Annotated in this window: 9 protein-coding genes; all 9 read left to right on the top strand. The window is 48.2% G+C overall.

The features are described 5' to 3' along the window. Positions 1 to 5: 5 nt before the first annotated feature. Complete coding sequence (locus IEW11_RS03080; RefSeq protein WP_188528934.1) at positions 6 to 2,126, top strand: DUF5693 family protein; 2,121 nt, start codon at positions 6 to 8, stop codon at positions 2,124 to 2,126. Then, on the top strand, positions 2,093 to 3,241 hold the full coding sequence (gene csaB, locus IEW11_RS03075) for a polysaccharide pyruvyl transferase CsaB (RefSeq protein WP_188528932.1): 1,149 nt from the start codon (positions 2,093 to 2,095) through the stop codon (positions 3,239 to 3,241). The genes IEW11_RS03080 and csaB overlap by 34 nt, the downstream gene beginning before the upstream one ends. Before the next feature lie 60 nt (positions 3,242 to 3,301). Then, complete coding sequence (locus IEW11_RS03070; protein ID WP_188529480.1) at positions 3,302 to 4,066, top strand: WecB/TagA/CpsF family glycosyltransferase; 765 nt, start codon at positions 3,302 to 3,304, stop codon at positions 4,064 to 4,066. Positions 4,067 to 4,167: 101 nt separating this feature from the next. Then, complete coding sequence (locus tag IEW11_RS03065; RefSeq protein WP_188528930.1) at positions 4,168 to 5,304, top strand: glycosyltransferase family 4 protein; 1,137 nt, start codon at positions 4,168 to 4,170, stop codon at positions 5,302 to 5,304. 161 nt (positions 5,305 to 5,465) lie between these two features. Further along, positions 5,466 to 9,497 (top strand): S-layer homology domain-containing protein, encoded by a 4,032-nt coding sequence (locus tag IEW11_RS03060; RefSeq protein WP_188528928.1) that lies wholly within the window; start codon positions 5,466 to 5,468, stop codon positions 9,495 to 9,497. Between the two features lie 600 nt (positions 9,498 to 10,097). Continuing rightward, positions 10,098 to 12,830 (top strand): hypothetical protein, encoded by a 2,733-nt coding sequence (locus IEW11_RS03055; protein ID WP_188528926.1) that lies wholly within the window; start codon positions 10,098 to 10,100, stop codon positions 12,828 to 12,830. A gap of 194 nt (positions 12,831 to 13,024) precedes the next feature. Beyond that, a complete protein-coding gene (locus tag IEW11_RS03050; protein ID WP_188528924.1) occupies positions 13,025 to 15,529 on the top strand; it encodes a hypothetical protein in 2,505 nt (834 codons plus the stop codon). 69 nt (positions 15,530 to 15,598) lie between these two features. After that, positions 15,599 to 16,129, top strand: a complete 531-nt coding sequence (locus IEW11_RS03045) for a hypothetical protein (protein WP_188528922.1) — start codon at positions 15,599 to 15,601, stop codon at positions 16,127 to 16,129. 107 nt (positions 16,130 to 16,236) lie between these two features. Next, positions 16,237 to 16,521: an alpha/beta-type small acid-soluble spore protein gene (locus IEW11_RS03040; RefSeq protein WP_188528920.1), complete on the top strand. Its 285-nt coding sequence runs from the start codon at positions 16,237 to 16,239 to the stop codon at positions 16,519 to 16,521. Positions 16,522 to 16,631: the final 110 nt, after the last annotated feature.

Here is a 16,631-nt window from a genome sequence, read left to right as displayed (position 1 = left end):
AAGGCGTGTTTGAATCAATACAGCAATGGAACCGCAAAGCGCGGAAATGGCTGTGGCTGCTGGTTATTATCGGCATCCTGGCTTCTCTGCCGCTCGGCGCGGTTCGTTACCAGATGGAAAAAACATCAGATGAAGTTGAATTTATATTTGATTACCGCGATTTAGTGTTGATTGCTTCCTATCAAGCCAACCCCCAGGACTTTATCGCCGAGCAGCTTCCATTAATGAAAGAGGCCGGAATCGGAACGATGGCGGTATTCGAGGGCTCGCTTGAAGAGCTTTTCTGGTCGGGAAGAATCTCGTATTATAACTCTGCGCAAGCAGCTGCCCTGCAGGGTAAGCCGGCGCCGTTCAATGAGAACTATACGTATATCCTGTTTAATGATCCAAGCTCGAAGGAACAGCTCGAAGCGTTGATTAGACAGCCGTTTGATCTGGAGCAGATCAATGTAAGGCCATGGTCTTTCGACGGCCGTGACGGCTTGACGATCGAAACGCCGGTTGAGAATGCCGTCGTTAAGCCGATGCTGCCGGATCCGACCGCGCTTGCAATGTTAAAAGAGCAGGGCTTTCATCTGCTGCCGCGGTTATCGGACCGTATGAGACCTTATGATGCGGAATTAACGGAAGATATGATTGAAATGTTCGCCGGGCTTGGCGTCAAACGCATTTTGTTCGATGGCGGCTCGGTGAAAGGATATGCGGATCAGGCCGAGCTGAAAAGCTTGTCGTCTTTCGGCCATTTGCTCAAGGAGCATGGGATAGGGATCGCAGCGATCGAGAACCTCAGATCGCCGCAAAACGGAATCAATACGCTTGCTTATATAACGGATTATAATGTAACGCGCTTGTACTCGCTGTCAGAAGCCGAATCGATGACGATAAAACCGAGTGTGATGGCGGACCGGTTTCTGCTTGCGGCAAAGGACCGCAATATCCGGATGTTCTATCTGAATGGACAACCGTTGCGCAGTTTGGAGAAAGCATCGATCATTCATTCCCTTGATAATGTATATGAAGGATTGAAAGGCGACGAGGATACGGAAGGCGCTGTAGCGCTCCTGGAGTCGCAGGGCTTCAAGAACGGTGTGGCTGAGCCATTCGACTATCAGTATGAATCCTGGATGAAGATTGCCAAAGGGGTTGTCGCTGCAGGTGCGGTTGCGCTGATTGCACTGCTCATCGGCGGATTTATTCCGGTTCTGCTGATCCCTGCTTTTGTGGTCGGCTTAATCGGCAGCGCAGGGCTGTATGTCTTGTCGCCAGCTGTATTGGAGCAGGCTCTGGCGCTCGGCGCAGCGATCAGTGCACCGACGCTGGCGATGCTGTGGGTGATTGGACGCATTCGCCTTCATACCGAAGGAGAGCGCCGGTCTGTAGGCGGCCAATGGAGAGCTTCCGCGGAACGTAACGATGTTGACAAGCTGTTTGGCGGTCAATGGGTGTTTCCGGGGTTATCTGCCGGAAGACGGGTGACGATGGCGATTGGGCTGTATGCATCGACGGCAGTGATATCCTTGATCGGCGTACCGCTTATCATCGGATTGCTTAATAACATTACCTATAGTCTGGTCCTGCAGCAGTTCCGCGGGGTGAGCTTGCTGCATCTGGCTCCGATTGGACTGGTGGCGCTGTATCTGTTCCTATATACAGGTACTTCTGTGCTTGATAATTTGCGCAAGCTGCTGAAGCTGCAAATCACGGTACTATGGGTGGCTGCTGCCGGTGTGATCGGCGTGGTAGGGTTATATTATTTATCGCGTACCGGAAATGCGGGACAAGTCTCCAGCATGGAGCTTGTGTTCCGGAGCCTGCTGGAAACCACCTTCGGTGTAAGGCCGAGAACGAAGGAATTCTTGCTCGCGCATCCGATTTTCATATTAGGATTGTTTCTTGCGCTTAGATATCGCGCTGCGTGGGTACTATTAATTGTAGCTACTATCGGGCAGCTCTCGATGGTGGGGACCTTCACGCATATTCACACGCCTCTGTATATCTCGATCATCCGTGTGCTGCTCGGGCTTGGGCTAGGAGCGATTATCGGATTAGCGTTGATAGCGGCGTGGCAGATAGCGGAAGGAGTATGGAGAAGATGGGCACCCAAGAAAGCAAAAGCCTCCGAATAGTCATTTCAGGATATTATGGTTTTCGCAATAGCGGCGACGAGGCCGTGTTAAAATCGATCCTGCTCGCTCTGGAGTCGGAAGCGCAGGCGCAGGGCGTTCGGGTGCAGCCGGTAGTGCTGTCAGTTGATCCGAATTGGACAAAGCTAATGTACGGCGTCGAATCGGTGCATCGCATGCGCCTTGGCGAAGTGCTGCGCGCGATTCGCGGAAGCGACGGCTTGATCAGCGGCGGGGGCAGCTTGCTGCAGGATGCAACGAGCGCCAAGACAATTCCGTATTATACGGGAGTGCTGAAGCTCGCGCAGTGGCTTGGCAAGCCGACCTTCATCTATTCGCAGGGCATAGGTCCGGTGAATCGGCGCTGGATGGATTCGTTGATTCGCGGCGTCATGCGGCGAAGCGCTTATGTGTCGGTGCGCGATGCGCAATCTGCGGAGCTGCTCGCGCGGATGGGCGTAGACCGGGAAAGAATCGAAGTCGTTCCCGATCCGGTTATGGGGCTGCCGCTGCCTGAGCAGGCGGCAGCGATCGGGGCGAGCGTGCCCGCCGATTCGTCGGCACGCGTGCCCATCGTGGGCGTGTCCTTGCGGCATTGGCGCAAGGACGGCGCCGACCTAGACCGCGCGGCGGCTGCGCTTGCCGCGCTGGCCCGCAGCCGGGCGGTGCGGCTGCGCTTCCTGCCGTTCCACACGCCGGACGATGTACAGGCATCGTCCTATGTGATGGAACGGCTCGGCCCAATCGGCGGCAGCACCGCCGAGCTGGTCGCCCCCGGCGACGACCCCCAGCAGATGCTGCTGGAGGTGAGCCGCTGCGATCTACTGCTGGGCATGCGCCTGCATGCCCTGATCTACGCGGCGAATGCCCGTGTGCCGATGCTCGGCCTGTCCTATGATCCGAAGATCGATCAGTTCCTGAAGCGCCTTGGGCTTGAGCCCATCGGCACAACTGAGCGGCTTGATGCCGCACAATTCGCTGCGGCAGCCTCGCAGCTGCTTGACGAATCCGAGGCTTGGCAGGAATCGCATCGGGAACAAATACATGAATTAAAGCAAACAGCGCAGATGCCTGCGAAACAAATTATCCAGCTGATGCGTCAAATGATGAAGAGGTGACGAAGCAACATGAGTTTAAGCTCCATCCCATTCAGAGAAAAAGGACAAGCGAAACCGGATATGGCTGAGCCCGAGATCCCGGTTGTGCCGATTTTCGGTCTTCCCTTTTCTCGTATGAACATGCAGGATACGGTGCGTTATTTGACCGAATCCATCGAGTTACGCCGGACGACACAAGTTATTACAGGAAATCCGATCATGGTGATGATGGCGCTTGAGGATCCTGCTTACTACCGGGCAATGGAGCGCGCTGAGCTTATTGTGCCGGATGGGGCTGGCGTTGTGTGGGCGGCCGGATATGTCGGACAGCCTGTGGCGGAGAGGGTGGCAGGCTTCGATCTGCTTCATCAATTGATGCATGTTGGCGAGCAAAAGCGTTGGAGCGTCTATTTGCTCGGTACGACGCAAGAGGTTATTGAAGAAGCTGCGGAACGTCTGCAGCAGCAATATCCATTAGTGCGGATTGTTGGTTATCGTAACGGATTTTTTGGGGATAAAGAGGATAAGGAAGTTGTCCAAGCCATTCGCGAGGCTAACCCTGACATCCTGTTTGTCGCCCGTGCGGCTGACAATCAGGAGCCTTGGATTGCCAGACACAAGGATGAGCTCGGGGTGCCGGTGATGATGGGTGTAGGCGGCAGCTTTGATGTCATTGCAGGCAAATTAAAACGTGCGCCGATTCTATTTCAAAAGCTGCGTTTGGAGTGGTTTTACCGGCTGCTTCAACAGCCGACACGCTACCGGAGAATGCTTGCGTTGCCGAAATTCGCAGTGAAAGTGATACGAGAGAGAGAAAACGTCACAAAACGTCACCCAACCCCGTGAAAATTTCGTAAAAATGATGAAAATCGCGTGAAAACGGAGTTGGAGTTTCTTTTTCAATCGGAGTATAATTCAATCCGGTAGAAACAAAAGGGGAGTTGGAGATGTCCGTGAGCTTTCTTTATATCACAGGATTCGTAGTTGCACTAATACTAGCGCTTATATTAACGCCTTTAGTTAAAAAATTTGCTTTCCTGGTCGGCGCGATCGATAAGCCGAACCATCGGAAGGTTCACACGCGCATTATGCCTCGGTTGGGCGGGCTTGCCATTTATGTGGCGTTCGCTGCCGGACTGTTGATCGTATTGCCGTTCTTTCCGGAAGGATTGCTGAATAAATACGATATGAACTTGATTCGCGCCATGCTGGTCGGAGGCACATTGATCGTGCTGATCGGGGCGCTTGATGACCGCTTTGAATTATCGGCCAAGGTAAAGCTTCTCGGACAGTTGATTGCCGCATGTATTGTCGTGTTTGGCTTCGGCGTTCAAATTAACCTGGTTAATATTCCATTTGGTGAATCCATGCAGCCCATCGCCGATTGGATCAGTATTCCGCTGACGATCTTCTGGATCGTAGGCGTAACGAATGCCATCAATTTGATTGACGGCTTGGACGGTTTGGCATCGGGTGTATCCGGCATCGCCATCGGTACAATTCTCGTCATGGCCGTGTTTATGGGCTTTGAACCGATTATCTTGATGAGCGCGCTGCTTCTGGGCGGCATTCTCGGTTTTCTGGTCTTTAACTTCCATCCGGCTAAAATTTTTATGGGCGATTCCGGCTCGCTGTTTCTTGGCTTCAGCTTGGCGATGATGTCGATGCTGGCGTTCAAGCAGGTTACGATCGTTTCCTTTGTAACGCCGCTGCTCATTATCGGTGTTCCGCTTTCGGATACCTTCTTCGCGATTGTACGGCGTTTGATCAACAAGAAGCCGATTTTTGCGCCGGATAAGGGCCATCTGCATCATTGTCTGCGCGAGCTTGGCTTCAGTCACCGCAAAACGGTATTGATCATCTATGGGATCGCCGCGTTCTTCGGTGCTTGTGCGATTATCCAGGCTGTTGTCGTTCGCTCCGATGCCGCGAACTGGGTGACGTTTGTTGTTATCTGTGTTCTAATGTTCGGTCTTCAGATCGGCGCAGAGCTGATCGGCATCGTCGATAAGACGCGCAGGCCGGTTATCCACTTTATCCAACGTACATTGATGAAACTGGATACCCAATCCCGTTCGAAATAATAAAATAGGCCATCTTACATTTGAGAAGGACCGTCATCAGTCATGAATCGTGACTGATGACGGTCCTTTTTGCAGGTTGTCCTAACGATTTGGGATACTCTTACCGATAAATGAGGTATAGGTAGGATGCTTGCAAGAATTTGAAGGTAAGGGAGAGATGAATGTTGTTTTCAAATCAATGGAAACGTGTCGTCAGTGCCGTTATGATCATTGCTCTGGTGGTCACATTGTTTCCGCCTTTTGGTAATGTAGTGAATGCCGCAGTCAATTTGGAAATTAAAAACTGGACGGTATCGGCTACCCAGCCGGCTAACCCGTCTAGAGTGAGTACGAGCGCTGTAAGAATCGAGGTCGATTACTCGCAAATCGCGGCAAGTGATTTGAGTAAGTTATATTTGGAAATCGTGGATATGAATACAGGAATCACGAGAGAGATCAAAGATAATCCTGCAATACCGCAAACCGGAAATTCTCAGCGGGTAGCCTTTGAGAATGTACAGTTAAGGGAAGGATTAAATAAAATTACCGTTATTTTGGACACGCCTTCCAAACCGCGTTCGCTGCCGGCCTGGATCCAATATACGGCCGTTGCGACGGTAAGCAATCTGAAAATCGACAACCGGACGTTCACGAACGGCATCATGGTTCCGGCTACGAACCCGACAACCGGGCTTGAATATGTTAACATTGAAGGAGAGGCGCCTAATGCAACAGAGGTTAGAGCGTTCACAACCCGCAATCAGGAAGGCATCCGCATCCCAGGTTTTATTCAGGACATGGGTTATTTCTTTGTAACCGCGGGTGAGCAGTCAATGAACTCCGAGCTGCTGCTGCGGCCTGGCGATAACGATCTTGTCATCCTGGCCACCAACACCTTGAAATCTTACCGGGCGGAGCGGACCTTTGTGTATAACAATGGGCGTTCATTTTTGTTCAATACGAAGGTCGCATCCGCTGACGCAAACAAATTAGATCCTCCGACTGACACGATGCTGTTCAGGCAGCCTACCTTTAAGGCGAAAAGCACGGACCCTATAGGTACGGCCCCTTTTCCAATCAATATCACGACGGACGTAAAAATGAACCGGGTTGATTTGAATTTGACGCATGAACAAATGACGGTAGCGCTTGCCGGCGGAGACTCGGTTCAGGTTGATTTCCAAAACTTAGTTGCAAGTAATCCGGCATTTGGCGGAAATCCTACATTGGACTATTCGATCGATGCCGGCGCGACGTGGACAACCGTACAGGTCGAGCTTCAAGCTGACCATGTTATTGTGCGTGCGCTGCCGCTTAATAACTTGAACATTGATGAAGATAAGCCTAACCAGATCCTCGGTGTGACATTCGACTCCATAGCTCTCGGTTACGCTGACGATGAACAAACCTTCCCTTTCTACTTTGTGAATGAGAACAATCCTTATATTACGAAAGTGGCGTTCAAGGAATCCGGACTGGAGTTATATTCGGGGATTGAGGTTCAGATCTCGTTCGAGTCCATCGACCTGGTTATCGAAGCGGCGAATGCGCCTGACGGGATCAACGTATATCTGGACGATAGCGCCACGCCCCTTGGTGTAGCTGCGAAGCAAGCTGATGGAACCTATTTGATCGCGCTCGACCGGAATGATCTGCCAGAGGGTCAAAGCAAGCTGCGGTTTGTGCCGTTTACAACGGCAGCCGGGGTGAATACAGAGTATTTGACAGGCTCGAGAGAGTACCGGATCAATTACAATCCGTCGCCTTATGTCTATCCGACCAATATTTATAACGGGCAGATCTTTACCAAGGCGGCAGATGAACCGAAAGGTTTGATGGAAAACGGGGTAACAATCATTAACGGCCCGATTATCCAATTCAAGCCGGTCAATATTCCTTCCAACCAATACGGCGATATCCGGGTTCTGTTTAACGATCAGGCGGACAAGGTCCGGAATGCGGATATGTATAAGGATGCCGGCGGCAACTTAATCGACTTTAGATTCAAATTCGGCGCAGCCGCTTCAGCTCCGGGAGCCGGGGAACCTGACCGCCGGCCATGGATAATGCAAAACGGATTAAACCAGGTCGTATTTGAGATCTATCCAAGGGGCACTTTGGATGCGGTGACCGGCAATCCGCCGGCTGGCGTGTCGCCGATTACGACGAACAGATATGAATTGTACTATTTTACCGACAATCTGCCTTCGGTAGCCAAGCTTGATCTGGAGACTGCATTTGCCAGTGCGCATGATTACCGGAAATTAGATGGACAGGCCATGCAGTATTTCACGCAAGAAAATGAGCTGCAGTTCGAAACGAAGGTCGTGAATGCGTCGGAGGTCAGAATCGTTGTTAATCGTGTCGGCCTGACGGCGCCGCAAGAAGCCAGATATAAATATAATCCATTGACTAATGTGTTTGATCGGGTTTCCGATCCTAACAACCTGATCTTAAGGATTGATAATACGCAGGCCAATCCGGATGACACCACCGTTGCGACAGCCACATTTAAGTCGGCTCTATTAAATCTGCAGGGTACCGGCATCAACTCGGTGGAGGTAACGGCTACCAATACAAGCGGCTTGTTTAATACCGCTATTATGGAGGTTACGAGGGAGCCTGCTAACTTTGTCGTTCATTACCCGGTGCTGGATAAAGACACGAATATTGGCATCGTCAACGGCAACTACTCGCGTATGTATGTCGAAGCCGAAGGGGCTGACCGGCTTGTATACAGCAAAGATGTCGTTATTACGAAGAAGGAAACCGTCCTATTCAGAACGGGCCCAAGAGATGTGTTCGTCTTTGAAGCTAAGGTGCCGAGGAAAGGCGCGAATAAAATCCAATTCTCAATCTTCCGCGGAGACCGGGAAGAGAAAGCTGAGATCATGCTTCACAACGCAGACACGCCGGTGCCCGGCGCAGAATTCAAGGAAAGCATCGCGAAGAGCACGATTCGTGCCTTTAATAAGCTGATTGAGGTCAAATTCCCGAAAGGGACGATCATTAAGAGAAACGATCCGACCGCCGTTGATCAAGGGCTTTCACCTGCACGCGAGATCCTGATCGGGATTGCCGATCCGGTAGACGGGCGTGTCAACAAAATCATGCATCCGCTGCCGATTGAGCTGGCGCAGCCTAATCCGACCTCGCCGTTCCCTACGAATGGGGATTGGGAGTCGCGTTATTTGCATCTCAGAGAAAACTCGATGCGCTACAGAATGGTCAGCAATTTGTACTGGCTCGATGCGGGGACGTACAAGCAATCCGATTCACAAAGCAGCATTTTGTATGGATCAGGAACCTACCCTTATGAACGCGGACAGGAGTTTTACAAGAAGACTGCATTTAATGTAAAGGATCAATTCGTAGCGTCGCAGCCGGGCACGCTGACGCTCGCCTATAATCCGAATATCGTTCAATCCGCATGGCGGTACGTAACGGTATTCCATTATGGCTACAATGAGAATTACAACGGCATCAACGGCTACCAGTGGAATAATATCGGCGGGGTCGTCAATAACAAGAACAATACAATAACCGTACCCATTCAAGAGTTTGGTTATTATGTCGTTATGTATATGGACCGGTCCTTCGACGATATCACCGGGCATCCGTGGGCAAGGGATTTTCTTGATACCCTGTATGCCAAGGGATTGATGAAAAATAAAGAAGACAACCGCTTTGAAACCAATGAAGCGATAACCCGCGGTGAATTCACGACGTTGATCACCAAAGCGTTTGATATTCCCTTAAATTATGAGGGGCGTCCGACCTTCTCGGATGTAAGCATCATAAATCCGGCATCAGCAGGCTTATATGAGTATAAATATATAGAGACTGCGGCAAGGGCGGGTTTGGTGAGAGGCACGATCAGCAACCGGTTCCAGCCTGGGCTGAGCATCAGCAGAGAGGACGCGGCAGTCATCATTGCACGGGCTGCCGGCCTGAAACTCAATGCCAGACCCGAAAATGTATTGAAGGATCTCAACAAGCTGTTCACGGATGCATCGAATATTCTTGAGTACGCAAGGCCTTCCGTACAAGCGGTCGTAAAAGCGAAGCTGATGAACGGAAAACCGAATGTTTCAGGTTCTGATGCTTCGCGTCCGACTTATTATTTTGATCCTAGGGCAAACATGACGAGAGCCGAAGCTGCGGCAATCGTGATGAATGTTATGCTAAGCCAGAAGAAAATACCGGAATTATAATAAACTAAAAACTCGCCGGGCCATTGACCGTTCGATGTCATGGCCCGGCGCCATGTATTGAGCTGCCCGAGGCGGAGCTGTCCAAATCTAGTTCGATTGCAATTCTATGTACATATGGTTTATAATCACAGGACTGCATCAATTTTAGTAGACAAGCTTCGACGCAAGATTAGTAACAATCGCCATGGAAAATGTTACGCATCGACGGTTGTTAGCTGGAGCGGTATACTTGGATTCGTTGATAAGTGAGACGCTTGGTTGAAAGCAGCCAGTCATACATAATGAGCACTCATGAGCAATAAATAAAAAGTGGCAAAGTTTTTTTGCAACAATCGCAACTTTTTTAAACCTGCTGCGTTTATATATGTGAACTCGCATAAAACAGCAGGATGCAAAGGGATTTTGATATGAAACATTCTCAAAATTCTCTTTACGGTAGATTTCCCCCATTGTATAATGTTATAGTGGTCCAGCGAATCTGCCAGATTTTTCTTCTTGTGTTTACGAGTTTCTGCGACATGTAATTACAACGGGTTAACATGTATGCAGACATTATTTAATAACTTCGCGCTCAACTCTGGGAAGGGGGTGAATCGGCCAATGAGGGAAACGAGCAATAATTTATGGTTCAAACAAAACTCTCAACAACCGCAGCATTTTAGAGGAGGAGAAAAAAAGGTTATGAAGAAAAGTTTATCTTTACTAGTAGCAATCGCTATGGTGTTCTCGATGTTCGCATCCGTAGCGTCTGCAGCAACATCTCCAGCTGGAGCTAAGCTCCAAGAATTAGGTATCATCCAAGGCGACCAAAAAGGCGACCTGATGGAAGGCGCTACTTGGAAACGTCAAGATCTTGCAGTATTGTTATCCCGTCTGTTGGGTGTAGAAGCTGAAGCGAAAGCAACAGCTAAATCCCACACTTACACAGATGTTCGTGGTTCTTTCTACGACGGCTTCCTTTCCTGGGCTAAAGCAGAAGGATACATGGAAGGTCATTCCGCAACAAGATTCGGATTCGACCAAGAATTGACTTATCAACAATTCGCAGCAGTAGTATTGCGTGCACTGGGCGTTGACACAACTGGCGCCAACTACGCAAACGTTAAAGAGCTGGCTGTAGAAGCTGGCATCGTAACTGCTGATGTTGACTTCGCTGCTCCTGCTCTTCGCGGCGCTACTTACGCTTCTGTAGTAGTTGCTCTTGACACTGAAGTAGCTGGTTCCGGTCAAAAACTGGGTACAGTTCTTGGCTTGCCTGGTTACGAAGTGACTGCATTGGCGATCGCTAAAACTGAGCAAACAAACACACGTGAAATCACAGTTTCTTTCAACAAAGAAGTGACTGCAGCAGAAAAAGCGGATATGACTTTCGAAGTTAAATCCGGTCTTGTAAACTACACTGTCACTGCTAAATGGGCTGAAAACAACCAAGCGGTTGCACTGAGCTCCACTTACCTGCCAGCTGGCGAGTACGAAGTAGTTGTTAAAGGCTTCGACGCTCAAAAAGTTACAGTTGCAGACGAAAGACCTGCTAAAATCGAAATCACTTCCAACTCTTTGCAAAAAGCTGATAACCAAGACTTGGGAATCAAACTCTTCAACCAATTCGGTAAAGAAATTGCAAACCCAGTTCTGAACGTTACAGTATTCAACGCAACTAAACAAGCAACAATCGCAGCTGACATTACCGGCAAGTATGACTTGGCTCATGACGATTTCGCTAAAATCGACGACAACTTTGTTGTGACAGTTACTCATTCCACTGGTTTGAGCGCAACTAAAACATTCAAAATCGTTGCAGGCAGCGCAGCTACAGCAATTAAATTGGGTACTGTAGCTCCTTTGGAAGGTAAAGTGCGCGTTACTGCTGGTGATGACGCTCTGGTTCTTCCAATCGAACTGACTGACCAATACGGTGCGACAATCAAATTGGCTGAAACTGCGAAAGTAACTTTGGCTGCTGGAACTACAAACTTTACGATTTCCGGTATCACTTTCATGCTTAGCGAAGCTGACGTTGTAACTGCTTATGCAGTTGACAAAGACGGCAAATTGACAATCGACGTTGATAAAGCGGCTACGCTTGTAATCAATGCGGTTAACCCATCAACTGGTGCTACAGCAACAACTACTGTTAAAGTAGAAGGCGCTCCTGTAGTTAAAACTCTTCAACTGAGCAACCCAGGTGTCCTGGTAGTTGCAGACGAAGAAGTTAAAATTCCTTACGCTGCTGTTGACAACTTTAACGCAGCTGTAGTTGCAAAAGACATCGTAATCGATCAAGATGCTCCAATCGCTGCTAATGCAGTGACATTTAACTCTAACGTTGCTTTCGCAACTGGTTACCCTAAAATCAACGGTAAAGGCGAACTGATCGCTAAATTCGCTCCAGTTGCTAACGACATCACTGCTTACATCTATGCATATGTAAATGGCGCACAAGTTGGCCAATTGCAGCTTGCAGTTAAAAAAGCAGCTACACCTGTTAAAATCAACGGCATTAAAGATGTACCTCTTTACTTTGCAGTAAATGCTGAAGCAGCTTTCAATGAAGCTAACATCACTTACCTCGACAACTACAACCGCACTAAAACAGTTGCTGAAGGTACTTACACTGTGACAAGCGCTACACCTGAAGTTGTTGAGTATGATGCAGTAAATGAAAAATTTGTTGCTAAAGCTGTAGGTAAATCCGAAATTACAGTTAACTTCACTACTGGCGGAACTGACAGCACGAAGTATGTGTTCACAATTGAAGTTGTAAAAGCAGACGATATCAAATCGTATGCAATCAAAAACATCGGTACAATCTATGGTAAGAGCGATCTGACTTCTGCATCCGCTCATGCAAAAACAGTTGAACTGGTTGGTAAATTGTCCAACGGTACTGAAGTTGCACTCGTTCAAGCTGATGCATTCAACTTCGTAACGACTTCCGACAGCACTAAAGTCGGCGTAGACGGTAAGAAAATCTTCGGTCTTGACGAAGGCACAGTTACAATCGCTGCATACAAAGGTGCTACTAAGCTTGCTGAGCAAACTGTAACAGTATCCGAAGCAGCTCCAATCGCTACTACTGTTGCATTCAACGAGTCCGAGTACACAATCAACGCTAACACTACATTCGTGGTTAACGCTACAGGAACTCACAAAGTTACTGTTAAAGACCAATACGGTGTTGAAATCACAACTGCTGGATTGCTGGCTTCCAGCGACTCCGCTGTTGCTACAGTTAGCGGATTGGTTGTAACAAAAGTTGGCGTAGGTCAAACTACTTTGACTTACATCACTGCTAACAACGTATCTGCAACTGCAACACTGATCGTTGAGTAATCCATAACATCTTCAAGACAGGCAGGAGCTCAGCTCCTGCTTGTTTTTTTATTTACCACGAACAAATCTCATGGAATCACAAACTGCGTTGGTTATTATTCCCATTCCATTAATATTTTCTAATGAAAATAGAAACAAATCCGATGCCTCCTTCGTCTAATTTAGTAATATAGCATAACCAGGAGGAGACAGCGTTGAAACATAAACTACTTAAACACGGGATTATTGCAGCGACGACTTGTGCATTATTGCTTCAGCCCGTCTTGCCCGGATTAGCTTCTAACAGCCACTCTGTTGCATTTGCGGCAGCCACCATTTCCAGTAAAATCGTGAAGCTTAATGCGAACAATCATTTATACATACGTGATGCTCAAGTGCTGATGCAGGATCAGAGCTTGGTACTGGCGTTTACGGTTACACTGACAAACAACGGTACCCGAGAGTTAAGCATTCTGGATTATTGGCTCAGAGTAAGGGGGAAATCCGGTAAAGTATTCAGTACTTCGTTAACCGAAGCGGACAAGAACAAGAAGTCGGTCGCTCCTAAATCATCCGTGAACTTAACTTATTATGCGAAGCTGGATAATCAAACAAAGCTCACCGATTTGAACTTTGACGTGATTGAGTGGGACTTTGACGCCCCTAACTATGAGCGCAGACTGGGCACAATTAAGTATCCAGCGAACGCCTCCGGTAAGGTAGCCGTGTTTAAGCCATCTGTCATGCTGCTTAACAACACCAAAGTCAAAGGTGCGGTTAAACAATCCATTGTAACGGAAGATAGAAACGGGCTGTATCTAACGATTAGTTACTTGCTTGAGAACGTAGGCTTTAGCAGTACTAGTCTATCCAATCTGGGCTTTGCTATACAAACGGACGGTTATTCAGTCTATGATGTAAATGCAGCCTCAATGGCCCAACTAACGATCCAACCGAAAGAACGGAAAATTGTAACGATTCAAGCGAAGCTTCCGAAAGTACTGAAAGGCAAGCAGGTTTCTTTAGTGCCGTTTACTATTGATGAAGCGAATAAAATCAAGCTGCCTGCAGGACTGTTCGCGGTTCCCGCATTAAAGCCGGCGCTGCCGACTGATACCGGAAAGACCAGAACTGTATATATAGATGGCGAACAGGTGCGTACAACGGCAGGCTCTGCGTTGATTAACGAAAATGACGGCAGCAGCGAGCTAACAATGGATTTTAATTTTGAGAATATTGGAACCTCAGCAATTCAATTGCCGGATCTGGAATTTGCGCTGCAGACAAAAGATAATATCTTGTACCCGTTAAGCTATGCCAAGGAAGAGAATCGGGCGCTCCTGCCAAAAATCAAAAAAACATTAAATTTGAGCGGTTCGATTCCATCCTCCAGACTTAAGGACGCGCAGTTGGTCGTGAGAACAGCGGAAGTAGAAGGCAAGGAAGGTTATGTCATTGGGGCTTATAAGATTCAAGCGGCTGCTCAACAAGGCAATATGGGAAGCGTCTATACGTACAAAGATCATTACAAGGTGCAATTAACGTCCATTCAACGGACGCCGGTAGCAGACAGCGATGTGCTTGCAGCTGAGCTGCAGATCACAAATACGAGTAACCTGGCTAAGAGCATCCCCAATTTAAACGGTTATTTCTTGATTAACGGCGTTAAAGTAGACAGGGAAAGCATTTCCATTGGCATTGACCAGATGATCAACATAACTTCAGGCGGAACGTATAATATGGTTGTCTATTCGAAAATCCCATATACGACGGCGATTGATAATATTACGTTTGTCCTGACCGAGAAAGAGCCGGAAAAAGCAGACCAGCGGTTGTTCCAGTTTTCCAGCCAACAAATTAGCCATATACCTGCTTATTCATTAGTAAATGGTTATAATGTAAGTTCGATCGGGAACCGCGCTCAGGTAAAAGTTCTGAAAACGAATATATTTGAAGGATCAGGCGGCAATTATTTCTACGCCGAGTTTGAAGTCAATAATCGGGAGCCTCGCGCCTCACAGCTCGCCAATATCGGCGGTTACTTGTTAGATCAGAACGGGCAGCAGGTTCCGATTCAAGTCTCTGAGGTAAAAGAAAAGGTGATGCCTGGCGGTAAAGTGCTGCTGTCTGCATGGGGGAGCATATCCAGATCGTTTGATATCCAAAATTATCAGCTGATTTTTGGCCAATCGATTGCAAAGACTGCCGGTTCGACGCCGGAAGGCAATACGAATGTTGAATCCGTACTCGTAAAACCGGTTCTATATATCGCCAAGAATGATTCGGTATCCATTAATACGGAATTGAAAGACATCCAATTCTCGGCTAATACGCTAAGTCTGAGGAATATTCAAGCTGTATTGAACGTAACGGGTCTATACAATGTCGAGGGCGTCAAGTTAACGATGGATTATGATCTGTCTGTAGATGAATCTTACGATTATATCGCCGGCGATCATAAAATCCGCTTTGAGTTCGTTAACCAGGACGATGCTAAAGTAACGTACTCCAAGGAATATGCACTGTTTAAATCAGCGGAAAATAATGAATCCTCCTTGCTTAAAGGGACGAATATTCCATTGGAAGTGATATTCAATGATCCCGATGTCCAATCCAAAGTAAGGGACTATAAAACCTACAAACTACATGTTTATGATGTATACGGAGACGCAAAATTATTGATCGCCTCCAAGGAATTAAGATGGTTTACCAGGGAATAGAACTGGTATGTCTACCCATAATCTAGTATTCTAGTAAATATAACTGGACGGGAAGGGGTATTCACCAAGATGAGAAAGGCTTCACTTAAATTAATCGTTGCAGTCGCCTGCATTGGAGCTGGGATACTGATCGGCACAAATTGGTCGTCAGAAGCAGATAGCGCATTGAAGCCCGGTTCGATCGACGATCCGGTCGTAACGAAGAGTTATGTCGATCAACTGTTTAAGCAAAGCGGCGGAAGTGCCGGAGGAGGTACTGGCAGCACTGGCGGGAATACAGGTTCTGCTGGAAACAGCCCGGTGGGGAATAATGCAGCAGGCGCATCTCTTGAAGTCGTCACTGTTCCGCTTGGCAAACTGCTGATCGCCAAGGAAGAAGGAACGGAATTTGTCGTAAGATCCGGTAAAGCATTGGTATACAGTGCGGATAAAGATGGGATCTCCAATTTAACCGAGGGAATGGATCTAACGAACGGTAAGGCTATTACCAACAATCATTTACTGCTTTCGCCGCGTGTAGGACGCGGTATAACACCGGATCCGCTCGTCAACAATAACAGGCTGATCGTACTGGTTCGCGGCAGCTATGAATTGAACTAATTGAGATTTCTTCTTATATTTACCCGGCTTGACAGGAACTTATACGCTTCGCGACCGCCATGCCTTCATATACTAACCCCACAACCAAAGTGGAGGTGTTTAAGAACATGGCGAATCGAAGCAATAAAAAAGTCGTGCCGCAATGCCGTGAAGCATTAAATCAGATGAAGTACGAAATTGCGGCTGAGCTTGGATTGTTTGTCCCATCTGCGGCTTCAGCAGGTAAACACGACACCGAATTTGCCGATCAGCTTGGAGCAGTTCAAAGTTCATCCGGCGGAGGGTATGTGCCCTGGAGCCAATTGGCGACACGCGATGCCGGCTCAGTCGGCGGTGAAATTACACGCAGGCTGATCAGCCAAGCCGAGCAGGTATTAGGCGGTATCCATTGACAATAAGCGACAAATCGGGTATCATACTATCCTAGAGCGTTGTCTAACAACCTTTTCCATGTTGGAAAAGGTTCATTTTTTGTGTAGGGGAACCGCACTTAATTCATACT

It is taken from the genome of Paenibacillus abyssi, assembly GCF_014640295.1.
In the GTDB taxonomy this organism is placed as follows: Bacteria; Bacillota; Bacilli; order Paenibacillales; family Paenibacillaceae; genus Paenibacillus_D; species Paenibacillus_D abyssi.
The sequence above is the reverse complement of the archived record's forward strand: the minus strand, read 5'-3'. Positions and strand labels throughout refer to the sequence as shown.